Source organism: Devosia sp. Root105 (assembly GCF_001424865.1).
Taxonomy (GTDB): Bacteria; Pseudomonadota; Alphaproteobacteria; order Rhizobiales; family Devosiaceae; genus Devosia_A.
Window position 1 is genome coordinate 256,287 of the sequence record NZ_LMCR01000016.1, and the last position, 23,957, is coordinate 280,243.

20 protein-coding genes are annotated in these 23,957 nt (G+C 64.8%); 7 read left to right on the plus strand and 13 right to left on the minus strand.

The window, feature by feature from the left end; all coding sequences use genetic code 11:
* Nucleotides 1-11 precede the first annotated feature (11 nt).
* From sufC to ASC68_RS17370, 6 genes are read right to left on the minus strand one after another with little or no spacing between them, the layout of a single operon-like run.
* A complete protein-coding gene (gene sufC, locus ASC68_RS17345; protein WP_055882555.1) occupies nucleotides 12-761 on the minus strand; it encodes a Fe-S cluster assembly ATPase SufC in 750 nt (249 codons plus the stop codon).
* Nucleotides 762-769: 8 nt separating this feature from the next.
* Nucleotides 770-1,279 (minus strand): cupin domain-containing protein, encoded by a 510-nt coding sequence (locus ASC68_RS17350; RefSeq protein ID WP_197421278.1) that lies wholly within the window; start codon nucleotides 1,277-1,279, stop codon nucleotides 770-772.
* Nucleotides 1,276-1,575, minus strand: coding sequence for a hypothetical protein (locus tag ASC68_RS17355; RefSeq protein ID WP_055881938.1), 300 nt, complete (start codon nucleotides 1,573-1,575; stop codon nucleotides 1,276-1,278). Before ASC68_RS17355 ends, ASC68_RS17350 begins: the two co-directional genes overlap by 4 nt.
* Complete coding sequence (locus ASC68_RS17360; RefSeq protein WP_055881940.1) at nucleotides 1,568-2,083, minus strand: cupin domain-containing protein; 516 nt, start codon at nucleotides 2,081-2,083, stop codon at nucleotides 1,568-1,570. Before ASC68_RS17360 ends, ASC68_RS17355 begins: the two co-directional genes overlap by 8 nt.
* Nucleotides 2,083-3,582, minus strand: coding sequence for a Fe-S cluster assembly protein SufB (sufB, locus tag ASC68_RS17365; RefSeq protein WP_055881943.1), 1,500 nt, complete (start codon nucleotides 3,580-3,582; stop codon nucleotides 2,083-2,085). The genes ASC68_RS17360 and sufB overlap by 1 nt, the downstream gene beginning before the upstream one ends.
* 10 nt (nucleotides 3,583-3,592) lie before the next feature.
* Nucleotides 3,593-4,744: an aminotransferase class V-fold PLP-dependent enzyme gene (locus tag ASC68_RS17370; protein WP_055881947.1), complete on the minus strand. Its 1,152-nt coding sequence runs from the start codon at nucleotides 4,742-4,744 to the stop codon at nucleotides 3,593-3,595.
* Between the two features lie 329 nt (nucleotides 4,745-5,073).
* Between ASC68_RS17370 and ASC68_RS17375 the strand changes: the two genes are divergently transcribed.
* Entirely contained in the window at nucleotides 5,074-5,736 is a 663-nt protein-coding gene (locus ASC68_RS17375; protein ID WP_055049272.1) for an alpha/beta hydrolase, read from the plus strand.
* Nucleotides 5,737-5,837: 101 nt separating this feature from the next.
* Complete coding sequence (gene tyrS / locus ASC68_RS17380; RefSeq protein WP_055881949.1) at nucleotides 5,838-7,094, plus strand: tyrosine--tRNA ligase; 1,257 nt, start codon at nucleotides 5,838-5,840, stop codon at nucleotides 7,092-7,094.
* Nucleotides 7,095-7,138: 44 nt separating this feature from the next.
* Here the strand turns inward: tyrS and ASC68_RS17385 are convergent, their stop codons facing one another.
* Both ASC68_RS17385 and ASC68_RS17390 read right to left on the minus strand, forming a co-directional pair.
* Nucleotides 7,139-7,588 carry a universal stress protein gene (locus tag ASC68_RS17385; RefSeq protein WP_055881952.1) on the minus strand — a complete coding sequence of 150 codons (450 nt, stop codon included), beginning with the start codon at nucleotides 7,586-7,588 and terminating at the stop codon, nucleotides 7,139-7,141.
* Between the two features lie 83 nt (nucleotides 7,589-7,671).
* Complete coding sequence (locus ASC68_RS17390; protein ID WP_055881955.1) at nucleotides 7,672-11,025, minus strand: hypothetical protein; 3,354 nt, start codon at nucleotides 11,023-11,025, stop codon at nucleotides 7,672-7,674.
* A 265-nt stretch (nucleotides 11,026-11,290) separates the two neighbouring features.
* On the opposite strand from ASC68_RS17390, the gene ASC68_RS17395 reads away from it, so the two are divergent.
* The 3 genes from ASC68_RS17395 (at nucleotide 11,291) to ASC68_RS17405 (ending at nucleotide 16,514) form a co-directional block, all read left to right on the plus strand.
* Nucleotides 11,291-11,806, plus strand: coding sequence for a peroxiredoxin (locus ASC68_RS17395; RefSeq protein WP_055882557.1), 516 nt, complete (start codon nucleotides 11,291-11,293; stop codon nucleotides 11,804-11,806).
* Nucleotides 11,807-11,892: 86 nt separating this feature from the next.
* The gene (locus tag ASC68_RS17400; RefSeq protein WP_162247956.1) at nucleotides 11,893-13,074 is read left to right on the plus strand and encodes a M23 family metallopeptidase; all 1,182 of its coding nucleotides are present in this window, start codon (nucleotides 11,893-11,895) and stop codon (nucleotides 13,072-13,074) included.
* Nucleotides 13,075-13,190: 116 nt separating this feature from the next.
* On the plus strand, nucleotides 13,191-16,514 hold the full coding sequence (locus tag ASC68_RS17405) for a beta-ketoacyl-ACP synthase 3 (RefSeq protein WP_156387369.1): 3,324 nt from the start codon (nucleotides 13,191-13,193) through the stop codon (nucleotides 16,512-16,514).
* Here the strand turns inward: ASC68_RS17405 and ASC68_RS17410 are convergent.
* Nucleotides 16,471-17,595, minus strand: coding sequence for a helix-turn-helix transcriptional regulator (locus ASC68_RS17410; protein ID WP_055881962.1), 1,125 nt, complete (start codon nucleotides 17,593-17,595; stop codon nucleotides 16,471-16,473). The two genes, ASC68_RS17405 and ASC68_RS17410, sit on opposite strands and share 44 nt — an antisense overlap.
* Nucleotides 17,596-17,844: 249 nt before the next feature.
* Nucleotides 17,845-18,973 (minus strand): peptide chain release factor 2 gene (prfB, locus tag ASC68_RS17415; RefSeq protein ID WP_156384673.1). Its coding sequence is split into 2 segments (ribosomal slippage): nucleotides 17,845-18,903 and nucleotides 18,905-18,973, totalling 1,128 coding nucleotides; the frame shifts between segments, so codons are not numbered across the junction.
* Between the two features lie 116 nt (nucleotides 18,974-19,089).
* On the opposite strand from prfB, the gene ASC68_RS17420 reads away from it, so the two are divergent.
* Nucleotides 19,090-19,863: an NAD kinase gene (locus ASC68_RS17420; RefSeq protein WP_244488491.1), complete on the plus strand. Its 774-nt coding sequence runs from the start codon at nucleotides 19,090-19,092 to the stop codon at nucleotides 19,861-19,863.
* Nucleotides 19,864-19,947: 84 nt separating this feature from the next.
* Here ASC68_RS17420 and ASC68_RS17425 read toward each other — a convergent pair whose 3' ends face one another.
* The 3 genes from ASC68_RS17425 to ASC68_RS17435 form a co-directional block, all read right to left on the minus strand.
* Nucleotides 19,948-21,156, minus strand: a complete 1,209-nt coding sequence (locus ASC68_RS17425) for a DUF2336 domain-containing protein (protein ID WP_055881971.1) — start codon at nucleotides 21,154-21,156, stop codon at nucleotides 19,948-19,950.
* Between the two features lie 157 nt (nucleotides 21,157-21,313).
* Complete coding sequence (locus tag ASC68_RS17430; protein WP_156387370.1) at nucleotides 21,314-22,165, minus strand: lytic transglycosylase domain-containing protein; 852 nt, start codon at nucleotides 22,163-22,165, stop codon at nucleotides 21,314-21,316.
* A gap of 69 nt (nucleotides 22,166-22,234) precedes the next feature.
* Nucleotides 22,235-22,813: a nitroreductase gene (locus tag ASC68_RS17435; protein WP_082528240.1), complete on the minus strand. Its 579-nt coding sequence runs from the start codon at nucleotides 22,811-22,813 to the stop codon at nucleotides 22,235-22,237.
* Nucleotides 22,814-22,929: 116 nt separating this feature from the next.
* On the opposite strand from ASC68_RS17435, the gene ASC68_RS17440 reads away from it, so the two are divergent.
* Entirely contained in the window at nucleotides 22,930-23,934 is a 1,005-nt protein-coding gene (locus ASC68_RS17440) for a hypothetical protein (protein ID WP_055881975.1), read from the plus strand.
* Nucleotides 23,935-23,957 lie beyond the last annotated feature (23 nt).

Consider the following 23,957-nt stretch of genomic DNA (forward strand, 5'->3'; position numbering starts at 1 on the left):
GTCATCGGTCCTTACGCCGCCGCTTCGTCGAAGCCGGCATAGCCCTTGGCTTCCAGTTCCAGCGCCAGCTCCTTGCCGCCGCTCTCGACCACGCGGCCATCGGAGAACACATGCACCACATCCGGCACGATGTGGTTCAGGAGCCGCTGGTAGTGGGTGATCACCAGCATCGAGCGGTCGGGACTGCGCAGCGCGTTGACGCCTTCCGACACCACCTTCAGCGCATCGATATCGAGGCCGGAATCGGTTTCGTCGAGGATGCACATCTTGGGCTTCAACAGCGCCATCTGCAGGATCTCGGCGCGCTTCTTCTCGCCGCCCGAGAACCCGACATTGAGCGCACGCTTCAGCATATCGCTGTCGATGTGCAGCGCCTTGCCGGCATCCTTGACCGCCTTCATGAAGTCCGGCGTCGACATCTCGGTCTCGCCATTGGCCTTCCGCTTGGCATTCAGCGCCGCCTTGAGGAAGGTCATGGTGGCGACACCCGGGATTTCGATCGGGTACTGGAAGGCGAGGAACAGGCCGGCCGTAGCACGGTCCGAAGGCTCCATCTCGAGGATGTTGACGCCATCAAGCAGCACTTCGCCGCCGGTGACCTCGTAGTCTTCCTTACCGGCCAGCACATAGCTCAGCGTCGATTTGCCCGAGCCGTTGCGCCCCATGATCGCATGTACTTCGCCCTTGGGGACGGTCAGGTTCACGCCTTTGAGGATTTCGCGTTCCTCGATGCGAACGGTGAGGTCGCGGATTTCGAGCATGGGGGTGGTCATTTCACTTCTCCGATATTTTCGCCGTCCCAGTAGTCGAGGCTCGCTGCCTCACGTGCGATGTGCCGAAGCGACGATTTGTCGGTCGGGTTACCGCTGGTCCGGGAAAAGACGCCAAACTTGTTTGAGTCCGGGTACTCGCATACCTCGGTCGCGGCCATCGTCGAGATGCCGAAATACCGAAGCACGCCAGTGCCGGTGTTGATGATCTGATGCGCTGTCGAGCGGTCGCCTGCCGGGGCACCCAGCACGTCGCCGGCCTTGATAGCGTGGCTGTCGGCGCCGTAGCGGTAGGTGCCCTCGCCTTCGAGCACGATGAACAGCTCGTCCTCGACGTGATGATTGTGGAACGGGCAGCTCGACTTGCCAGCAGGCACTTCGTTGTAGCTGATGCCGAGGTTGCGCAGCCCCAGCAGCCGGCCGAACGAGGCATCCGACGACTGGTAGTTGGCGCCCTGCGTCCAGCTCTCGAGCTGCAGTTCAGCGATGTTGAGGAAGGGCTTATTCACGGTGCCGCCTCGTTCGATACACGGCCTGACCGGTAATCCTCTGCTGTGTGCAGCGCGTCGCCCTTGCGGGACGCGAGGCCGATGAACAGGCCCATGCCCGAGGCAGCCAGCACCACGAAGATCGCGATGCCCAGCAGCGGCGAGCCCGTAAGCGCAAGGCCAAGGAATGCGAGCCCGCCAACAGCCATGCTGGCGACGAACGCCCAGGCCACGAGCCAGCCCTCGCGGCTGACCGGGGTCATCGCATTGCGCGGGTGTCCGACAGGAAAGCGCCGGGCGAACCAGTATTTAGCCATGGTTCTCGCCCTCGGTGTCTTCGCCGTCCCAGTAGCCGAACGGCGTCAGCTTGCCGGCGGTGCTGAAGATCGACATCGGCTCTTTGTCATTGCCATGCGCGATATCGACGGCGATCCGGCCGCTATCGGGGTATTCGGTCACATCGGCGCGGCCGTGATTGGCGAAGGCGATGTAGCGCAGCTCCGCAGCGCTGCTGTTGATGATCTGGTGCGCTTCGCCACCGGCCGGAGCGCCGATGCAGTCGCCCGCCTTGATCGGCAGCCGCGCTTCGCCCACCCGATAGGTGCCGGTGCCCGAGACGATGAAGAACAGCTCGTCATTGCCATGGTGCCGGTGGTACGGCCAGGCCGTCTTGCCGGCCGGCACCACATGCAGCGTCGCGCCGATCTGCTCGGTACCAATGGCCGCGTCGATATCGTGGAGCCCCACCTCAAAGCGATTGCCCACCTTGAGCCACTTGAGCTCAAGATCGGCCACGTTGACGATGTTGTGGGGCGAGGACGTCATCAGCCGACGCTGCCCTCGAGCGAGATCGAGATCAGCTTCTGCGTTTCGACCATGAACTCCATTGGCAGGTGCTGCAGCACATCGCGGACGAAGCCGTTGACGATCAACGCCACCGCTTCCTCTTCCGAGAGGCCGCGCTGCATGCAGTAGAACATCTGGTCGTCGGAGATCTTGCTGGTCGTCGCCTCGTGCTCGAACACGGCCGAAGCGTTGCGGCTCTCGATGTAGGGCACGGTATGCGCGCCGCACTTGTCGCCGATCAACAGGCTGTCGCACTGCGTGAAGTTACGGGCGCCCTTGGCCTTGGCGTGGGCCGAGACCTGACCACGGTAGGTGTTGTCCGAATAGCCCGCCGCGATGCCCTTGGAGATGATCCGCGAGGTGGTGTTCTTGCCCAGGTGCAACATCTTGGTGCCGCTGTCGACCTGCTGATAGCCGTTCGAAATGGCGATCGAGTAGAACTCGCCCGACGAGTTGTCGCCGCGCAGGATGCACGAGGGGTACTTCCAGGTGATCGCCGAACCGGTCTCGACCTGGGTCCAGCTGATCTTGGAATTGTCGCCGCGGCAGTCGCCACGCTTGGTGACGAAATTGTAGACGCCGCCCTTGCCGTCCTTGTCGCCCGGGAACCAGTTCTGCACCGTCGAGTACTTGATCTCGGCGTCCTTGAGGGCGACGAGCTCGACCACCGCGGCATGCAGCTGGTGCTCGGCGCGCGCCGGCGCCGTGCAGCCCTCGAGGTACGAGACGTAGGCGCCTTCGTCGGCGATCAGCAGGGTGCGCTCGAACTGGCCGGTCTTGGCCTCGTTGATGCGGAAATAGGTTGAGAGCTCCATCGGGCAGCGGACGCCCTTGGGGATGTAGCAGAACGACCCGTCAGTGAAGACCGCCGAGTTCAGCGTGGCGTAGTAGTTGTCGGACACGGGGACGACCGAGCCGAGATACTGCTTCACCAGGTCGGGGTACTCGCGGATGGCCTCCGAGATCGAGCAGAAGATGATGCCCATCTTCTCGAGCTCGGCCCGGAAGGTGGTGCCGACCGAGACGGAATCGATCACCGCATCGACGGCAACCTTGGGCTGCTCGATGCCGGCCAGCATCTCGCGCTCCTTCAGCGGCACGCCGAGCTTCTCGTACATTTCCAGCAGCGCCGGATCGATCTCGTCGAGGCTCTTGGGCCGGTTCGAGCTCTTGGGCGCCGCGTAATAGTACATGTCCTGGAAGTCGATCTTGGGGTAGTGCACCTTGGCCCAGGTCGGCTCGTCCATGGTCAGCCAGCGCTTATAGGCATCGAGCCGCCACTCCAGCATCCACTCCGGCTCGTCCTTCTTGGCGGAGATGAAACGGATCGTGTCTTCGTTCAGGCCCTTGGGAGCCTTGTCGACTTCGAGCTGAGTTTCGAACCCGTACTTGTATTTCTCGACATCGAGCGCGAGTACCTTCTCAACGGTATCGTTCTCGATCTCTTCCTTCAAAGTCGGGATGTCGTAACGGGCCATCGTCTTCTTCCTATGCTGCGACACGGCGGGACTTGTGACGTCCGACCACTTCGCCAAAACCCTTCAGATAAGCTTCGACGTCCTCGATTGAAGAGGACCAGCCGAAGCTCACACGCATTGCACACTCGCCGAGCTCTGCCGGCACACCCATGGCGGCGAGCACATGGCTCGGGCCAACCTTGCCCGACGAGCAGGCGGAACCCGACGAAACGGCGAGACCAAGCAGGTCCAGCCCCATCATCGCCACCGCATTCTTCAACCCCGGCACCGCGAAGTTGGTGACGTTGCCGATCCGGTCGGCCTTCTCGCCGAAGACCACCAGGTCCGGGGCAATCAACCGCATTCCGTCCTCGGCCGTCCGCACCAGTTCGCTGACATTGGCCTGGTAGAACCGCTGGGCGAACACCTCAGCTGCGGCGCCAAACCCGGCGATCGCCGCCGCCGACTCCGTACCGCCGCGCCGCCCGCTCTCCTGGCCCCCACCGGGGATCAGTCGAACCTGGTCGGCGTGGCCTTTCATCAGCAGCGCCCCGATACCGGCGGGGCCGCCGATCTTGTGGCCACTCACCGCCATCATATCGGGTGCACGCGAGGCAAATTCGAGCCCCACCTTGCCAAAGCCCTGCACCGCATCGACAAAAAGATAATGCGGGCTCGGGCCGACCAGCACTTCGATGCGATCGACCGGCTGGATAACCCCGGTCTCGTTGTTGACGAGGTGCACCGCCACCAACAGCCGCATCCCGACGAGGTCCGCCGCGGCCAGCGCCGACGCGATCTCCTCGAGCTTGATCACTCCATCGGTATCGAGGCCGACCTTCTTGATCGGCAGGCCGGTCGCCTCTGCGGCCTTGAGCACGGCAGCGTGCTCGCCCTCCGAAACGACGATGGCATCGACATTGAACGCCTTGGCGCCGCCGACAATGGCCTGGGTGATCGCTTCGGTGGCCGAGCCGGTGAACACCACCTGGTCGCGCTCGGCCCCGGCCAGCCGCGCCACCTGGGCGCGCGCCTTGTCGATCACGGCACGCAGCGCCCTGCCCTCGGCATGCACCGACGAGGGGTTGCCGACGAGGTCGAGCGCCCCGATATGGGCAGCGCGAGCCTCCGGCAGCAACGGCGCCGACGCATTGTGATCGAGATAGATCGACTGTCGCGCCATAGATCCGAGACCCGCCTCATCCGCTTCGAAAGGCCGCCTGCGACGCCGGAGCGCCGCACGTGCCTGAAACAAATCTTGAAATCGGGCGCTCACTTTCTCTACAAGGAGCGCTCACCAGCAACCGGAAGCGGTTGGACCACCACCTGCCGCCTTCGAAAACCCAGTTTAGAATTATTCGAAACTGGAGTTTTCGGCCCATGTTTTAGGCAGCGGCGCAGCATTCGTCAAGCCGAGAGACCGGCCCGCGCGCGAGGCATGAGCCCAGCGCATAGAGGTTCGGCGGGGCGCCAAAAAGAACGGGCCCAAATAACGGGCAAGGAAACGACCTTATGCCAGAAGTCATCTTCAACGGACCCGAAGGCCGCCTCGAGGGGCGCTACCAGCAGGGTAAGGACCCGAACGCTCCGATTGCGATCGTGCTGCATCCGCATCCGCAGTTCGGCGGCACGATGAACAACCAGATCGTCTACAACCTGTTCTACATGTTCGCGCAGCGCGGTTTTTCGGTGCTGCGTTTCAACTCGCGCGGCGTCGGTCGCAGCCAGGGCCTGTTCGATCACGGCATCGGCGAACTCTCGGATGCCGCCGCGGCGCTCGACTGGCTGCAGTCGCTCAACCGCGAGTCGCGCGGCTGCTGGATCGCCGGCTTCTCGTTCGGTGCCTGGATCGGCATGCAGCTGCTGATGCGCCGCCCCGAGGTCGAAGGCTTCATCTCGGTGAGCCCGCCGGAAAACCTCTACGACTTCTCCTTCCTCGCCCCCTGCCCGTCCTCGGGCCTGATCATTCACGGCGACAAGGACCGCGTCGCGCCGCCGCAATCGGTGCAGAAGCTGGTCGACAAGCTGAAGACCCAGAAGGGCATCACCATCGAGCAGCAGCAGGTCGAAGGCGCCAACCACTTCTACGAAGGCAAGATCGACGAACTCACCGAACGCTGCGCCGACTATCTTGACCGGCGCCGCGCGGAAATCGCGGCGGGCAAGGGGCGCTAGCCATACGCCCCGGACCTCCTCCTTCGGAAGGCTCGGGGATGAGGTCCTCATGGGGGTAACGTGCCTCCATGACGAGCCGGTCGATTACATAGGGCAAGCCGATGGCCGCCAAGTTCAAATCCGATTTCCTGAACGTCCTCGATCAGCGAGGCTTCATTCACCAGATCTCCGATCCCGAGGGCCTCGATGCCCTGGCGGTGAAGGAACGCATCACCGGGTATGTCGGCTACGACGCCACGGCGACCAGCATCCACATCGGCAACCTGATCACGGTGACGATGCTCTACTGGCTGCAGGAAACCGGCCACCGCCCCATCAGCCTGATGGGCGGCGGCACCTCAATGGTTGGCGATCCCTCATTTCGCGATGATCAGCGGAGCCTGCTCAGCGTCGAGAAAATCAAGACCAACATCGAGAGCATCAAGCAGGTCTACTCGCGTATCCTCCGCTACGGCGACGGCCCGACCGACGCCATCATGGTGGACAATGCCGATTGGCTGCTGAAGCTCAACTATGTCGAATTCCTGCGCGATGTCGGCCGCCACTTCTCGGTCAACCGCATGCTGAGCTTCGACTCGGTGAAGCTGCGGCTAGATCGCGACCAGTCGTTGAGCTTCCTCGAGTTCAACTACATGATCATGCAGGGCTACGATTTCACTGAGCTCAACCGGCGCTATGGCACGGTGCTGCAGATGGGCGGCTCCGACCAGTGGGGCAACATCATCAACGGCGTCGACCTCAGCCACCGCATGGGCGGCCCGCAGCTCTACGCCCTGACCACGCCGCTGCTGACCAAGGCTTCAGGCGAGAAGATGGGCAAGTCGGCCTCCGGTGCCGTCTGGCTCAACGGCGAACTCTTCAGCCCCTATGATTTCTGGCAGTACTTCCGGAACACCGAGGACGCCGATGTCGGCAAGTTCCTCAAGATCTTCACCCGCCTACCGCTCGACGAGATCGAAAAGCTGGCGTCGCTGGGCGGTTCGGAGCTGAACGAAGCAAAGAAAGTATTGGCGACGGAAGTCACCGCCATCGTCCATGGTCGCGAGGCCGCGGAGCAGTCAGCGTCGACCGCTGCCGCCACCTTCGAGGCGGGCGCGCTCGACCTGTCGCTGCCGACCGCCGAGGTCTCGAAGTCCGACCTCAACGCCGGCATCGGGCTGCTCGCCGCGTTGGTCACCGCCGGTCTTGCCGCATCCAACGGCGAGGCGCGCCGGCACATCCAGTCGGGTGCGGTTCGCGTCAACGATGAGCCGGCAACCGACGAGCGTGCCTCCCTGGGTACGGCCGCCTTGCTGCCGGAAGGCGTGATCAAGCTCTCGGTCGGCAAGAAGAAGCACGCCCTGCTGAAGCCGGTCTAAGCGAACTGAAGTGCGGTTCAACGAACCGCACTTCACCTCTCACCTCAACGGGTCACCAGCACCGGGATGGCGGTGTGCGCCAACACATTGTTGGTCTGGCTGCCGAGCAGCAGCCGGCCGAGCCCGCGGCGGCCGTGCGAGCCCATGACGATCAGGTCCGCCCCCACCGAATTGGCGGTCGAGATAATGCCGTCCGCCGGGAAGCTGTCATTGACATAGACCGTCTTGGCGCTGACGCCGGCGGCGCTGGCCGCAGCCTGAGCCTTGGCGAGCAGTTCCTTGGCCGCGGTTTCCTGAGCCTCGATCAGCTCCGGAATGGGGTCGAACGCCGTGCCGGCGACCGTGGCATAACCGCCGCCGAGTACAGCAGTGGGCTCCGTCACGGTGACGATGGTCACCGCCGAGCCGAGCGCCTTGGCGAGACCGAGTGCGTGGTCCAATGCCCGCGAGGCGAGTTCCGAACCATCCGTTGCGACGAGAATATGTGCGTACATTTTGTGTACCTCCGCACCATCATGTGGAGATCGTAAGCCGTTGCGCCAACCTATACTTTGATCGAAATCAACCTATTCCCGCATCACTCGACGCGCGGGATTTCCTTGGCCCGGTACTCGAACATCCGGCGGAACGCACCGGGCACCAGCGCCGACATCGGGTTGATCTTGAAATCCGGCTTGTCCAGCGGCCCACGCACCGCGAAGGTCACCCCGAACAGCCCCTCGCCATCGCGCCCGGCCAGCGGCCCCAGGAGCTTCGAGAACGCGTTGTTGAGCCCGAACAGCGGCACATAGGTGCCGGTAATGTCGTACTGCCGCTTGTCAGTGTAGATGAAACCACGCGCCGTGCCGCCCACCGTGGCACCGGCCAGCACTGCATCGGTGATCTCCACCCGGTCGCTGCGCCGCACGAACTCCGCCTCAGCGCTCTTGAACTCGAGCTTGTTGGAGCGCGCGATCATCTGCTTGGATTGGGAGTGGTTGCCGAGAATCTGCGCCACGTTGCCCTCGTTGACGAAAGCGAAGTTGCGCAGCGAGAACTGCCCGACATCGATCTTCTGGTCATTGACCGTCTGGACCACCAGGCTGCCGGCGCCGCCCTCGACATTGGGGTAGACGTTCATCAGCCGCAAAAGCGTGCCCAGGTCGTTGAACGCCACCGACATCACCTTGCCGTCCGGCGTCGGATTGGTGGTCACCGAGACGCTGCGGTTGCCGCCGAGATTGGCCTGCAGGTTCACCCGCTGCAGATCCGCCCCGCGCAGCACCAGGTCGAGGTTCACGTTGAACGCCGTGGTCTTGTAAAAGCCCAGCGCCCGCTTCAGTTCGAGATCGACCGCGATGGTCTGGTTGTTGACCGCCGTCGCCTGCGGACCGCCGGTCGAATCGCCCGACAGGCTGAAGAAGCGCTGCAGCATCGGCTTGAGATCGAGCTGATCGCCGCGCAGCCGCACCTGGTAGCCGTTGCGGATCGGCGTCAGCGAAATCTGCGCCTGATCACCTGGACTGAGCGCGAACGAGGTGAACTCGGCCGATTGCAGACCTTCCTTGAGGTCGAAATCCAGGCCGCCCTGGAGCTTCACATCGCCGAAACCAAGGTCGAGGTCGTTGATGGTGACAGCATCACCCGCCAGCTTGATCTGTGCCGCCGCCGTTCCCTTGACCCCGGCCGCCTTGCTGATGCCGAGGTCCTTGACGCTCAGGCTGGCGTCCTTGAGGTCCGCCGCAAGCTGCATGCTGCCATCGCTGAGCGGCTTCACCGAAATGGTCAGCGGCCCGTTGAGGAAGGCCGAGGTATCGACGCCAAACTTCTTGAACGCGTCGGAATCGACCTTCGCCGTCAGCACCACGTCCGGCTTCTTGGGGTCGAGCGTCCCCATGGCGGAGATCGCGGCCGGCACCCCGTCGAGCTCGGTCGTACCGCTTACGTTGAACCCGGCCTGGGTCAGGCGGAACTGCAACTGCCCCTTGCCGACGCTATGTCCCTGGATCGGCGAGGCGGTCTCGAGGTCCTGCAGCGTGCCGTTGACCACATAGTCCATGGTCCGCGGCTTGTTGGTCTTCTTGTCCGTGACGAAGGTCGCCACCAGCCCAAGCGACACCTGGCCCTTCAGCACATCGAGGTCGATCGGCAGCGCCGCCTGCTGCAGCGCCTGCGGCTGGTTGGTCTTCACCCAGTCGATCAGCGCCGGGATGCCGCCGGACAGATCTCCGGAGATCTCGTACACCGCCTCGGTGTCACTGTTCGAGCCGATGATGAAGCCGGCATTGGCAATCGAGATGTTGCCCTTGGAGGTCGGAATCGTCGCACCGTCACCGGAAATCTGGATGTCGGCGTCTTTGAGGCTGAGCTTCATCTCGCCTTCGATGGTGATCGGATCCATCGTGTCGAGCGCTTTGATCTTGACGCCGACGCCGACGATGTCGATCGACATCGCGTTCTTGGGCATCGGCTTGTTTTCCCCCGGCTCGCCGAGCGAGCCGACCGGGAAGTCGTAGCGCATGGTCGACTTCTTGATCCGGCCGCCGACCACGTTCTTGACGAACCAGTCGCGCGACTCGCTGGCGAGGAAGGCCGGCCACAACCGCTTGAGGTCGTCGGCCGACAGGCCGTCGCCGGCGATGTTCATCTCGAAGCCCGTGCCGCGTCGCACCATGTCGATGCGCCCGGTCGAAACCAGCTTGCTGCCGTCGGCCTTCTTGGCCTCGAACTGGTCGATGCCGGTGGCGCCGTAGAGCGGAGCCGACCAGCCCTGGAAATTCACCTCCGAGAACGGCGCTTCGGGCATCCCCTGTTCGTTGGCGATGGCGACATCGCGCGCCGCCACCTTCATGCCGACGATCGGTCCGTAAAGCGGATCGAGGCCAAGCTTGAACACCCCGCTGACCGTGCCGCTGCTGCCGGCGATGCTCACCTGCATCTCGCCCATGGTGAACTGGCCGATCGAGGGATCCCATACAACCTCGGCGATCGATGTGGCGATCGGGAAGAATTGGCCGTTGACCCGCACGTCCATGCCGGTCAGGTCGACGTGGAACAGCCCGTCGGTGATCTTCTGCGTGTCGGTGAAGCCGACATCGATCGATACCGATGCGGTGCCGACCACTGAGATCGCCGTCTCCTGTTCACCCACGAAGGGGGCAAAGGCGCCGGGGTCGAGGTTGGTGATCGAGGCCTTGAGGCGCGCCCCGCCATCGTCGGTCTCGACCCACTCGAGAATGCCGTTCATCACCGACCCGCCGATCCCGGCGGAGAAGTTGCCCGAGGCCGATTTGCCGTCGGCGTTCGGCGCGATGTCGATGTTGATCTCGGTGAAGTGGCGCAAGACGCCATAGAGCGCGTCGTTCATGTCGAGCGCGCCGTGTTTGACCACCAGACGGGAGAAATTCCCGAGCTTGGCCTGTTGTACGATGCCGGCAATGCCTTTGGCGGCCGCCTCGAGGTTGTAGACCAGCCAGTCATTGTCGGAGCGGATGCCGAGGCTGGCCTCCGGCACCTGCCCCTTCACGTCGACGCCATCGGGCGACAGGTTTACCTCGGGGAACTGATCCTGCCCTTCGATGACCCGCACCGTCCGGCCGCCATCCGGCTCGTCCACGTACTCGAACTTGGCGAGGCGCGGACCGAACAGGTCCTGGTTCACCTGCAAATGCGGACCGACGATCGTCACGGTGGCGCCCGGCTGCCCGACCAAAGCCCTGAGCGGCGAGAAGCCGACCTCGAGCGCATCCATGCTCACCGTGCCGCCGGTCTTCACATCGGTGAAGGTGACCGGCTTGAACTGGATCACCGGCCAGACGAAGCCTTCAAGCGCCAGCGCCATATCGCCCAGCTCGAGCTTGCTGCCTGATGGCATCGAGCTGAGCACCAGGTTGCGCACCTGCGAACTGACGAACGGCAGCGGGATCGGGGTCACGAGCAGCACGGCGTACATGACGACGAGCAGGATAACAGGCGCAGCGACTGCCGCCGCTGCGATCCTACCCAGGATGCGCCATGCCGAGCGCTTGCGGAGCTGGGAGCCAGGGGCTGGAGTAGGTTTCACTGCTTTCCGACTTGAGGCCGCTCGCTTTGCCGCCCTATCCTAGAATCAAACCGAGCAGCCGTTCACTGCCAGATGATACCGGCTGCAATATGGCACTAACACCCACTGGATGCGCGGCTTTTCCGGCGTTTTCCCGTCTACCGCATTGGACCACATGACCCTTCCTGCTCCCGGCACCCCGGCCCCAGACTTCGAACTTGTCACCGACAGCTACGAGAAGTTCCGCCTGTCGGATCATCTTGGCCACCCGGTCGTGCTCTACTTCTACCCACAGGACGATACCGAGGGCTGCACGCTCGAGAACATCGAGTTCACCGACCAGATGCCTGAATTCAGGCGGCTCGGCGCTGTCGTCGTCGGCATTTCTCCCGACACGGTGGAAAAACACTGCTCCTTCCGCGACAAGTACAATCTTGGCGTCATCCTCGCCGCCGACCCCGAGCGCAAGGCCATCGAGGCTTACGGCATCTGGCAGCTCAAGAAGCTCTGGGGCGTCGAGCACATGGGGGTGAAGCGCATCACCGTGCTGATCGGCCCCGATGGCAGGGTCGCCGAAGTCTTTCACGCCACCCGCATTAAGGGACATGCCGAAAAGGTGCTCGCCGCGACGCGCGCGCTGGTCGCCAAGGCTGGAGCCCCGCCCGCCAAACCCAGGCGCGGCAAGGCTTGAACGTCACGCCGGCGCGCCCTTTTCGCGTTTGTTAACCCTAACGGATCATGATCGGGACCAGTGAAGTGGCGTCCCGGAGTATGGCGGTGCGTACGAAGTCGAGTGGCGTTCAGCCGGCCGCCCAGCCGGTCATCAAGGTGTTCGGCGCTCCCCCGCAGAAGGCGAAACGGGAGCCCGGCTTCCGGCCCGGCCTGTTCTACCTGGCCTTCGCAGCGCTGTTCGGCACCAACGTCCTGACCCTCGTCGGCTTCCTGATGGCTCCCGATATCGCCGCGCTGCTCAACGGCCAGAACGACGTGGTCGTTTCCGCCTATGAGGACCGCATCGCCCAGTTGCGTGTCGAGGTGGATCGCCTGCATTCGCGGCAGTTTGCCCAGGCCGGCGATATCAACCTGCAGCTGCAGGAACTGACCCAGCAGCAGGAAGTACTGCTCGAGCAGCATCAGCTGGTGAAACAGCTCGCCGCCAAGGCCGCTGAACTCGGCATCGAAACCGCGGCAACCCAACCGCTTGAAGACGACGCCACGCCGTTGGCTGCGCTCGCTCCTGTCGCCGCAACCGGCGACCTCGCCGAGGTCGGCGCCTCGATGACCCGGATGATGGACGACAGCCGCATGGCGCTGGCCGCGCTGTCGGTCTCCGCCACCGAATCGACCGATACCATCCTCGACGTGCTTGGCGGCCTCGGCATCAAGCCGAACATGCCGGACGGGCTTACCGATGCCGTCGGCGGCCCCTACCAGCCACCGGTCGAGGGCGGCGACGCCAGCGGCATCGTCGACGACGCCAACGACGTCTACCTCGCACTGGCGCGCTTCAAAGCCGCCCGTGGCGCGATCGACCTGGCGCCGATCCACAAGCCGATGGATTCGCTCAGCCGCATCAGCTCGACCTTCGGCAACCGCAAGGACCCCTTCACCGGTGGCCGCGCCTTCCACGCCGGCCTCGATTTCCCCGCCCCCAAGGGCACCACCGTGCTCAGCGCCGGCTACGGCAAGGTCACCTTCGTCGGCGAGAAGTCCGGCTACGGCAACCTGGTCGAGGTCACTCACCTCACCGGCCTTGTCACCCGCTACGGCCACCTCAGCGCCTTTCTCGTCAAACAAGGCCAGGTCGTGAACACCGGCACGCCGATCGCCAAAGTCGGCTCTACCGGCCGTTCCACCGGTCCGCACCTGCATTTCGAGGTGCGCCGCAAGGATGTTGCGGTTGATCCCGGCAAGTATCTGGCAGCCGGCAAGCGGCTGGCGCGTTTTCTCGGGGCATAGAGCGCCTTCAGGAAATTGCAACGCCGCAACGCGTTCGGCAAATCAGCCATGCATTCGCCCAAGACCAGCTAGTTGCTCTGGTTTTTCGCGGGGGACGGGTTTAGGTTCCCGCCACAATGCTGATGACCTCAGACATTCCAACGATGCTGCGGCTGCACCGGGCGATGTTTCTCGCCCGTGAGATCGACCGCGTGGAACAAGACCTGGTCAAGCAGGGCCTTGCGCATTTCCATGTCTCGGGCGCCGGCCACGAGTCGACGGCACTGATCGCCGATTATCTCGGCCAGCAGGACTGGCTGCACCTGCACTATCGCGACAAGGCGCTGCTTCTGGCGCGTGGCCTGCCGCTGGTCGAATTCTTCCGCAGCCTGCTCGCAACTGGCCCCTCGCACTCCGCCGGCCGCCAGATGAGCGCGCACTATTCGGCCCGCGAGCTGAATGTCGCCTCGATGGTCGGCCCGGTCGGCAATAACGCGCTGCACGCCGTGGGCAACGCCCAGGCGGTGAAGTTCCACCCTGATTCTCCGGTGGTGATCTGTTGCGTCGGCGACGGCACGACTCAGCAGGGCGAGTTCCTCGAGGCGGTCGGCGAAGCGGTGCGCACCGGCGCGCCGGTGGTCTTCGTCATCCAGAACAATAACTGGGCGATTTCGACCAAGACGCCGGGCCAGACCTTCTTCGATCTGCCCACCGGCCCCGCCGGCAGCTTCTTTGGCCTGCCGATCCGCCGCGTCGACGGCGTCGATCTGGCTGCCACGCGCGCCGCCTTCGAATCTGCGGTGACCCATACCCGCGCTACCCGCGGCCCGGCGCTGCTGCTGATGGAGCTCGAGCGGCTGTCGGATCACACCAATGCCGACGACCAGGCGCTCTATCGCGCTGCCGACGAGCTGAAATCGGGCAAGAGCCGCGATCCGCTCGAAGCCATCCGCCAGTCGCTGCGCGAGTCGCAGATGGGCGACGCGGCCCTGGCGCAGCTCGAAACCAGCCTGATCGCCGAAGTGGCGGCAGCCGTCGCCGAGGCGCGCCGCGAAGCCGTGCCTGAGACCGCCGGCCAAGCCAAGGCGCCCTACCCGCCCGAGTTTGCACACGCCAAGGAATACCGCGGCGACGCCAAAGCGTCGAACTTGACCATGCGCGAAGCCCTCAACCGGGTGCTGCGCGATCAGCTCGCCGCCAATCGCGACGTGCACCTGCTCGGCCAGGACATCGAAGACCCGAAGGGCGACGTCTTCGGCGTCACCAAGGGCCTGTCGACTGCTTTTCCGGGTCGCGTCCGCAACGCCCCGCTCTCCGAATCGACCATTGTCGGCACTTCGATCGGCCGCGCCCTGACCGGGCAGCGGCCGGTGGCGTTCATCCAGTTCGCCGATTTCCTGCCGCTCGGCTTCAACCAGATCATTTCCGAGCTCGGCTCGATGTACTGGCGCACCGATGGCAGCTGGCAGGCGCCGGTGATCCTGATGGTCAGCTGCGGCGGCTACAAGGCCGGCCTCGGCCCGTTCCACGCCCAGACCCTCGAATCGATCCTCGCCCATGTGCCCGGCATCGATGTGGTGATGCCCTCGAGCGCCGGCGACGCGGCCGGGCTGCTCAACGCCGCCTTCCAGAGCAAGCGGCCGACAGTCTTCCTCTACCCCAAGAGCGGCCTCAACCTTTCCGACCGTCGCACCTCCGACGATACGGCGAAGCAATTCGTGGCCCCCGGCAAGGCGCGCGCCGTGCGCCAGGGCAACGACCTGACGCTGGTCACCTGGGGCAACCCGCTGACCCAGTCGCTGCTCGCCGCCGAGACGCTGTCGGGCGCCGGCGCCGAGCTCGACGTCATTGACCTCCGCTCGATCTCCCCCTGGGATGAGGATGCCGTGCTCCGCTCGGTGCGCCGCAGCAAGCGGCTGCTGGTGGTGCACGAGGACAATCACACTGCCGGCTTCGGCGCCGAAGTGATGGCGACAGTGATGGAAAAGGCCGGTCTCCCGGTCAGCGCCAGGCGCGTCACCCGCGACGACATCCACGTGCCGTTCCAGTTCGAGCGGCAGATCGATACCCTCCCCTCCTACCGCCGGATCATGGAAGCCGCCGCCGCGCTGCTCGAGTTCGATCTCGCATGGGAAGCGCCCAAGGCCGATGCCGGCCCTGCCGCCATCGCGGCGATCGGCTCGGGCCCCGCCGACGATGAAGTCGAGGTCGTCGAGCTCCTGGTGAAGCCGGGCGACATGATCAAGACCGGCGATCTGGTCGCGGTCGTCGAGGCCACCAAGGCCGCCGTCGACGTACAGGCGACCGTCACTGGCAAGGTGCTGTCGATCCCGGTCGAACCCAAGCAGAAGATCGCCGTGGGCGCACCGCTGATGTTCGTCGAGGCCGACGCCTCGGTGGCGCGGCAGCAGGCGACCGTTACCGCCGAGCGCATCGACAAGGCCATCCTGAAGCGCCGCGGCGCGCCGCAGCCCGCCCCCGTTACCATCGGCCGCGCCGAGGTTCCCGTGGGCGTTGCCGGCATTGCCGGGATCACCGGCGGGCGCAAGGTGCACAATGCCGACCTCAAGGGCAACTGGCAGACCCGCGACGCCGGCGACATCGTCAAGCTGACCGGCATCGAGAGCCGTCGCTGGGTGCAGCCTGGCGAGACGGTATTTTCCCTCGCCGTGTCCGCCACGCAGAAACTGCTCGACGAGCAGCAGCTCGAGATCGGCGACATCGACCTGGTGATCGCGGCCACCGGCACACCCGATGTGATCACCCCGTCGCTTGCCTGCCGCGTCGCCGACGCGGTCAGCACCGCCGGTCGAGCCAGCCTGCCGGCCTACGACATCAATGCCGCCTGTTCCGGCTACCTCTACGCGCTGGCCAATGCCCGCGACTACGTCACCAACAACCCGAACGCCCGGGTCCTGGTGGTGACGTCAGAGGTGCTGTCGCCGCTGCTCGACCAGAACGACTTCAACACCGCTGTGCTGTTCGCTGATGCCGCCACTGCCTCCTTGGTGCAGGGTCCGGGTCACGAACAGCCGACGCTGTTCACCTTTGCCCAGCCGACGATCGCCGGCGCGCCGGAATCGGGCGAGCTGCTGAGCGTGCCGCGCGCCGGTGAGGGCTATATCAAGATGAATGGCCGCGAGGTGTTCGCCGACGCCGTCCGCGCCATGTCGGCGACGCTGACCTCGGCCTGCGCGGCGGAAGGCATCACCATGGACGATATCGACCTGATGGTGCCGCACCAGGCCAACCAGCGCATCATCGACGCCATTGCCCGCCGCTCGGGCCGCCCGGCCCACTCGATCATCCGTAACCTCGGCAATACCAGTTCCTCGACCATCCCGCTGGCGCTGATAGACGCGCTGCCCACCACCAAGCCCGGCGACCGGCTCGGCCTCGTCGCCTTCGGTGGCGGCATCACTTACGCGGCGGCAATCGCGACGGTGGGTTCGGAGCGCTAGCGGTCGGCACCAGCCCCTGCAGCAGGCCGACCAGATCGGCCTGTCGATGCATACCGGTCTTGCCGAATACCGCCTGCACCTGGTTGCGCACGGTCGCCGCGCTGGCGCCGGTGCTCGAGGCGATCTGGCCGATGGTCATGCCGCCGCCGAGCGCCCGGGCGATCCTCGCTTCCGCCGGCGTCAGGTCGAACAGCCCCTGAATCACCGTGGCATCGGGCAACTCGCGCAGGGTCACCGGCGTCATCAGCAACACCGCTGCCGCCCCGGTGAACACTTCGCGAGCCGACGCACGGATCGGCAGGATGTGGGCCACCATTGCCGCATTGCCGTCCCCCGCGGGAATGGGGATCGAGCGCACCGGCCCGGTATGGAGCCCGGCCTCCGCGGCCTCGAGCGCCGTGGTCAGCATTTCGTCGGCGCGCGGATTGGCGAGGCCCAAGCGCGTCGGGCGCGACTGCACCACCGAGGGGGTCAGCGCCTCCAGCATGCCGTTGGTGGCGATGGCCGCACCGCGCGGTCCGAGGACGGCCGCGGGAATGCCGACCATCTCAAGGGCGGCGACGGCGCCCTGGGCGCGCTCGAAGGCGATGCGCGCCGACATCAGTGCCGCCCGCGCCAGATGCGGCCGCAGCAGGTCGAGGCGCTCCACCACTTCGCGCTCCACCGGCCCATCCTCGAGCCGGCGCTCACCGTGAAAGATCAACAGATCGCCGGTCGGCACCTTGATGCCCGTTGCCACGCCCCAGCCAAAACCGCGCGGCACGAAGAACTCCTTGCGGATTGGGTCGGCTTCCCATTCCTCGCGGCTGAACACATCGAGATCAGTGACAAAGCCGGGATGGTCGTAGGCGAGGAGGCGCGCTGTACGGTCGTCGCGCCCAGGGTAGCCGCCCTCAAAATAGCCGCGTGACATCTCCTGCAAGCCTGGCGACGCCGTCCAGTGAGCAGCCTCGCCGCGCACCGCAAACAGCACCGTTCCCGCGACACCGCCGAGCTCCCCGAGTTCCTCGAGCACGCGCGGCCAGAGATCGGGGACAGCCCCGGCCTCGTAAATTCTGTCGACTAGTTCGTCGTCCTCCATCCGCCGCTTCCCCGAGCATGTGCCGCCTGAGTGACGTAACTCATGGCACCTCGCATTAGTTCAAATGCATCATGCGCGCGCAAGACGTTACCGGTAACAATAGGCATGCGCCAAGGTGGCCCTGGGCGCTCATCTCGATTTCGGGTCTTCGGATGGTGGTTGGCCGGTGGCGGAGCTGCCGGCCAACTTCGTTATTCAGCGTCCGCGACCGCGTCGGCGTCGGCGTCAGCGACTAGTCGGCGTCAGCGACTAGTCGGCGTCAGCGACCTTGTCGGCATAGCCAGTGACACGTGCCGCCAGAGAGGCTTCCATGAAGTCGTCGAGATCGCCATCGAGCACCGCGGAGGTGTTCGAGGTTTCGTGCCCGGTGCGCAGGTCCTTCACCATCTGGTACGGCTGCAGCACGTAGCTGCGGATCTGGTGCCCCCAGCCGACATCGGTCTTGGCCGCCGATTCTGCGTTCGCCGCTTCCTCGCGCTTCTGCAGCTCGATCTCATAGAGCCGCGCCTTCAGCATCGCCATCGCCGTCGCACGGTTCTTGTGCTGGCTGCGCTCCTGCTGGCAGGCGACGACCACGCCGCTTGGAACGTGGGTAATGCGGATTGCCGAGTCGGTGGTGTTGACGTGCTGGCCACCGGCGCCCGATGAACGGTAGGTGTCGACCTTGAGGTCAGACTCGTTGATCTCGATGTTGATCGTCTCGTCGACCACTGGATACACCCAGGCGCTCGAAAAGCTGGTGTGGCGGCGAGCCGCGCTGTCGTAAGGCGAGATACGGACGAGGCGGTGCACGCCCGATTCCGTCTTCAGCCAGCCATAGGCATTGTGGCCGGTGATCTTGATGGTCGCAGACTTGATGCCGGCTTCTTCGCCGTCATGCATTTCCATGACGTCGATCTTGAACTTCCGCCGCTCCGCCCAGCGCGTGTACATGCGCAGCAGGATATTGGCCCAGTCCTGGCTCTCGGTGCCGCCGGCGCCGGAGTGGATTTCAAGATAGGCGTCATTGGCGTCGGCTTCGCCGGAGAGCAGCGTCTCGACCTGAGCGGAACGCGCCTCCTTCAGCGTCTCCTGCAAGGCCTGCTCGGCCTCCTTGATCACGTCGGCGTCGTTCTCCGCCTCGCCCATCTCGATGAGCTCGGAGTTGTCGCGGATCGATGCCTCGAAGGCCTTCACGGCCTTCACCTGCACGTCGAGTTCGTCACGCTGCTGCATGATCGGCCGCGCCTTCTCAGGGTCGGCCCAGAAGTTGGGATGCTCGGTACGTGCGGTCAGATCGTCGAGACGGGCTTCAGCTGTATCCCAGTCAAAGATGCCTCCTCAGCAGGCTTACGACCTGCTCGATTTCGGCGATGACCTTGGTGATTTCGGCGCGCATTTCTATCCTCAAATCCGTTGCCGCTCATGTAGTTGAGACGAAGGGCCCAATCAACCCGTTCTTCCCCGCGTCACCTGTGCATGCTAGGCAGCGGGCTTGTTAGCGAGGGGCCGGCCGTGACGGAACGCATCGAAGGGGTAAGCTTCGTATCGAGCGGCACGCCGGAGGCGGATCGCGCTGCCGACCTGCTGCGCCAACGCTATGGTGACAACGGCTTCGATCAGGCCACCATCGTCGTCGCCCTCGGTGGCGACGGCCTGATGCTGCAGACGCTGCATCGCAAGATGGGCAGGAACGTGCCGGTTTACGGCATGAACTTCGGCTCTGTCGGCTTCCTGATGAACGAGTTTTCCGCCGATGGCCTCGCTGCGCGCCTCGCCGCTGCCAAGCCCACGCACATCTATCCGCTCGAAATGAACGTCCGGCTCGCCGATGGCTCGGAACACCGGGCGCTGGCGCTCAACGAAGTGTCGCTGTTCCGCATGACCTATCAGGCGGTGAAAGTCGAAATCCTCGTCGATGGCCAGCCGCGGCTCGAAGAGCTGATCTGCGACGGCGTGCTGCTGGCGACGCCGGCCGGTTCGACCGCCTACAACCTCTCGGCGCATGGGCCGATCCTGCCGATCGACTCACCGCTCCTGGCGCTGACGCCGATCTCGCCGTTCCGCCCGCGCCGCTGGCGTGGCGCCATTCTCAACAACCGCGCCGTCGTCACCTTCCGCACCCGCGAGGCCGACAAGCGCCCGGTGAGCGCCGTTGCCGACAATGTCGAATTCCAGCGGGTGATCGAGGTGACGGTGCGCGAGAACCGCAGCCAGAAGGTGACGCTGCTGTTCGATCCGGGAACCGGGCTCGACGAGCGCGTGCTGAGCGAACAGTTCCGCTACTAGGTCAAGTCACCATTGAGGTGCACAATTTGCTCCAGGCGGGTCGGTCGGTCATCTCGTCCGACGGTTCAACTTGGTCGTGAACGTCTAAGCCGCAGGCAGCGCCAGGCGTTCGTCAGCCTCGAGCTGCGGCAGGGCCATCTCCGACTGCGTCATCCCGGCGAAGGCCGACATCACGCCACGCGCCGCCCGCCGGGCGAGAATGACGTTCTGTTCGCTGAGATAGGCAAACGCCTCCTCGAGCTCAGGCGGGATCACCCCGTCATGCTCGACGATCAGTTCTTCGGTCAGTGCCGTCACGACGAAATGCCGCGCCGCAAGATCATCGGCGAGGTCGGCGGCACGGGCGTGAAAGATCAGCCGCGCCAGCATGTTGCGTACCGCTTCACTGAGACCGCAGCGCGAGAACAGCGCGTTGAGCGCCGACCGGCTGCCATGCTCCAGGAGTGTGAACACCTTGTCGCGCGGCGTCTCGGACAGCTGCGCCACGCAATCGGCAAAGAACAGCACGTGCCCCTGGACGATGGCGTGCAGCATCACCCGGGTCGAGACGAACTCGGCTTCCACCAGCTCTGCCGCATAGGGCGCCCTGCCCGCCGCCGCTTCCTGCTCGCCGATCGCCGTCAGCGCCGTATCGGTCGCATCGCGCAGCAGCCGCTCCAGCCGATGCGGCGCCACCGCTCCGCTGACCATGCGTGTGCTGCGCAGCGCTACCGCGACGGCCTGAACGAGAACGAGCCGCGCATCAGCCGGCAGGTCATCGCGCGCCAGCAGCAACCCACGCAGCTCGGCGTCGTCAGCGCCCTCACGGTCCGCCACCTGGCGCAGCATCGTTGGAGAGAACGGTACATCCGGCCGATCCAGCAGCTTGGCCAGTAACGGTCGTCCGCCTCTGGCCACCAAGGCCTCGGCGACCCGCTGGCTGAGCCGCTCGCGCGTCGCCGTCGCCATCAGCATGGCCTCGTCGGCGCCGCGGATCAGCGCCATCAGGTCGGCATCGACCAGCGCGGGAGAATACTGCACCACGGCGCGTGCAATCACCGGGCTATCCTGCAGCAGCGCCAGGAGGATCGGTCGCGGCGCCTCCACCGCGTGCAGCAACCCATAGGCCAGCGCACCGCGCACTCGAACCGAGGGATCATCAAGAAAGCCGATCAGCGCCGCATAGAGCGCCGCATGCTCGTCGGCCGGGCCATAGTGGTTGAGATAGGCCATGGCAGCGAGGTGGGCCGCCTGCCCCCGCTCCTCACTGTCGCGCGATTGGCTCAGCGCGACGAAATCCTGGTACGCAACCATCAACCTCTCCGCGGAGCGGGATCAGGAAAAGTTCTGAGGCTTTTCCGGTTCGATCTCGCGACAAAACAAAGACTCGGAGCTGGAGTGCGATTCCACGAAGCGCAATCCAGCTCTCGGCGCTGAGAAAGACGCTATCGGGGAAGGCTTAAGGAACGGTTCACCATAATTTCGGCGGCTTGGGCAGCGTGCCGTCCTGCCCGTAAAGCTGGGTGAACAGCGCGCTTCCCTGCGCTTCCGACGCCGGGCTCAGCAGCGTCCGCGCCTGTACCTCACCGTCGCTGGCGAACAGCGAGGTGAACGACATGTCATCCGGCGAGAACCGCGATGGGATCGGGGCCGAGTCCCACTTGCCTGCCGGCGCGGCTGGGTCGACCGCCAGCTGCTGCGCGGCAAAGCGCGGATCGACAGCGCCGTCGTGCTTGGCGACCAGCGCCCGGTAGACCTCGCGAATCGTCCGCGCCTCGCCGCCCTCGTAGAAGATCGTCCGGTTGGCCTTGGCCTGCTTGGGGAACAGCTTGGCGGCGATCTGGTCGGGATCCTGGAGGCCGGCATTGAACAGCTTCTCCGCCCCCTGTGCCCCAAGGAAATGCGCGATGTAGAGCTCGCCCGGGCTCGGCATGCGGCCGAACTTCTCGAACAGATACGCCCCATTGCTCCGGGTGAACGCCGCCGCCATATCCGAAGCGATCTGCGGATCCTCACGCAGTTTCAGAACTTCCTGCCGCAGCGCCTTGTCAGCGATATAGTAATCGCCGTCGGAATCGACCTTGATGGCGTCCGCGTATTGCCCGTAGCCGAGCCGCGGCCCCTCCTCCTTCATCACCTGCAGCCAGGTGCTGTCGAGGAACTGGAACAGCCCGGTCGCACTCGACGTCCGGGCCTTGGCTTCGGGGTTGAGGCTGCTTTCACGGATCGCCGTGCGCAGCAGGTAGTCGAAGTCGACATCGCTCTTCGCCCCTGCCGTGTCCATGGCATAGGCAAGTGGCTGCGGCACCGATATCGGCTTCACGCCCATCGACTCGAGGGGTCCGTTGCTAACGTTCGGTTAACCAATCGCTCGCGACTGGTTAACGAATGGTTAGCCCTGCCACCTCGTCACCACTTCATCGAGGTTCGGCCGGTCGCGGTCTTCGATCACCGTGGTCGGGGTGCCGATATGGATGAAACCGACGAAGCGTTCGCCGCCGCGCGCCCCGAGCATGGCCTGTGCCTCGGTGTCGAAACCGTACCAGCGGTTGGTCCAGCTGGCGGCAAAGCCCAGGGCAAAGGCGGCGTGCGAGAGGTTGAAGCAGACATTGCCGGCCGATAGCAACTGCTCCATCTCCGGCGCCTTGGGGTTGGGCTTGGGCGACAGCAGCACGCCGATGGTCACCGGAGCCGGCAGGAACTGCCGCCGCTCGATATCGAGCCCAGCCTCATCGAGTTCGGGCCGCTTGCGCTTGGCGATCTCGGCGAGCTTGTCGCCGGCTTTGATCCGGTCGTCGCCCTCGATCAGAATCAGCCGCCACGGCACGAACTTGCCGTGATCTGGCACGCGCGTGCCGATGGTCAGAATCTCGCGCAGCTCGTCCGGCGTCGGGCCCGGATCCTTGAGGAAGCCGATACCGACGGAACGGCGGGTTTTCAGGTAGTCGCGCAGTGCGGCGTTGATGGGCATGGTCTGGTCCTTGCGAGCGTCCGGTCCTTATGACACAGCTTTTCCCCAATCCAAGCGTAGGCACGCGAGGCATTTTGAAGCGAGGCGCTGCGGGGCGCCGGTTGCGGAGTCTTAGGGTGAAGCTCAGGTACTGGATCGGCATTCTCGGGATCGCGGCGATGCTCGCGCCGATGCTGGCGATCGCCGAGGATCCGCCGGTTCCCCTGCCCCGCCGTGCCGATCGCATGCCGCAGCAAGCCGTAGAGCAACTGGCCAACGCCCCTGCCGCCGAAGTCGCGACCCCCGAGGCGACGGAGACCCCCGTCGTCGATCCCGGGCCGGCTGCAGCTGCCGCCGAAGCCGTGGCTGTCAACACCACGCCGCAACCGGTGACGCTGATGGCCAAGATCACCGAGGACGGCAATTCGCTGCCCGACGGTGTCACCTGGCGTGTTTTCGAGACCCGCACCGATGCCTCTGGCGACCTGGTGCTGGCGCAAAAATCCGATGACGCCACCGCACATCTCGAACTGCCGCCCGGCAGCTATGTCGTGCACGTCGCCTATGGCCGGGCCCAGACCACCGACACGCTCACCGTGGCCGAGGGCGAGAACTCGAAATCCCTGATCCTTGATGCCGGCGCCATGCGCCTCAACGCAGCGGTGACCGGCGACGTGGCGATCCCGATCAACCTGCTGCGTTTCGATATCTACACCAGCGGCAGCACTGAGGCGGATCGGACGCTGGTGGCGCAGAACCTCAGCCCTAACGACATCGTCACCCTCAATGCCGGCACCTACCACATCGTGTCGTATTTCGGCGACGTGAACGCTGTGGTGCGCGCCGACCTCCGCGTCGAGCCCGGTCAGCTGACCGATGCGACGCTCTACCATCGCGCCGCGCAGATCTCGTTCAAGCTGGTCAGCGAGGCCGGTGGCGAGGCCATCGCCGATATCGACTGGACGGTGAAGACTGCCGACGGACAGACCGTCTTCTCCAATATCGGCGCCTTCCCCTCGACCGTATTGGGTGAAGGCGATTACCTGGTCTTCGCCAAGCGTGGCGACCAGGTCTACAACCGCGAGTTCCAGGTCCAGCCCGGTGCGGCCAAGGAGATCGAGGTCCTCACCGCGGTCTATTGAGGCCATCTCGAAAAATCTTCACA

What these genes read in the sequence shown, in the direction of transcription:
- sufC (WP_055882555.1), bottom strand. Translation starts at nt 761, where the DNA reads ATGCTCGAAATCCGCGACCTCACCGTTCGCATCGAGGAACGCGAAATC.
- ASC68_RS17355 (WP_055881938.1), bottom strand. Translation starts at nt 1,575, where the DNA reads ATGGCTAAATACTGGTTCGCCCGGCGCTTTCCTGTCGGACACCCGCGC.
- ASC68_RS17360 (WP_055881940.1), bottom strand. Translation starts at nt 2,083, where the DNA reads ATGACGTCCTCGCCCCACAACATCGTCAACGTGGCCGATCTTGAGCTC.
- sufB (WP_055881943.1), bottom strand. Translation starts at nt 3,582, where the DNA reads ATGGCCCGTTACGACATCCCGACTTTGAAGGAAGAGATCGAGAACGAT.
- ASC68_RS17370 (WP_055881947.1), bottom strand. Translation starts at nt 4,744, where the DNA reads ATGGCGCGACAGTCGATCTATCTCGATCACAATGCGTCGGCGCCGTTG.
- ASC68_RS17375 (WP_055049272.1), top strand. Translation starts at nt 5,074, where the DNA reads ATGCCAGAAGTCATCTTCAACGGACCCGAAGGCCGCCTCGAGGGGCGC.
- tyrS (WP_055881949.1), top strand. Translation starts at nt 5,838, where the DNA reads ATGGCCGCCAAGTTCAAATCCGATTTCCTGAACGTCCTCGATCAGCGA.
- ASC68_RS17385 (WP_055881952.1), bottom strand. Translation starts at nt 7,588, where the DNA reads ATGTACGCACATATTCTCGTCGCAACGGATGGTTCGGAACTCGCCTCG.
- ASC68_RS17390 (WP_055881955.1), bottom strand. Translation starts at nt 11,025, where the DNA reads ATGTACGCCGTGCTGCTCGTGACCCCGATCCCGCTGCCGTTCGTCAGT.
- ASC68_RS17395 (WP_055882557.1), top strand. Translation starts at nt 11,291, where the DNA reads ATGACCCTTCCTGCTCCCGGCACCCCGGCCCCAGACTTCGAACTTGTC.
- ASC68_RS17405 (WP_156387369.1), top strand. Translation starts at nt 13,191, where the DNA reads ATGCTGATGACCTCAGACATTCCAACGATGCTGCGGCTGCACCGGGCG.
- ASC68_RS17410 (WP_055881962.1), bottom strand. Translation starts at nt 17,595, where the DNA reads ATGGAGGACGACGAACTAGTCGACAGAATTTACGAGGCCGGGGCTGTC.
- ASC68_RS17425 (WP_055881971.1), bottom strand. Translation starts at nt 21,156, where the DNA reads ATGGTTGCGTACCAGGATTTCGTCGCGCTGAGCCAATCGCGCGACAGT.
- ASC68_RS17435 (WP_082528240.1), bottom strand. Translation starts at nt 22,813, where the DNA reads ATGCCCATCAACGCCGCACTGCGCGACTACCTGAAAACCCGCCGTTCC.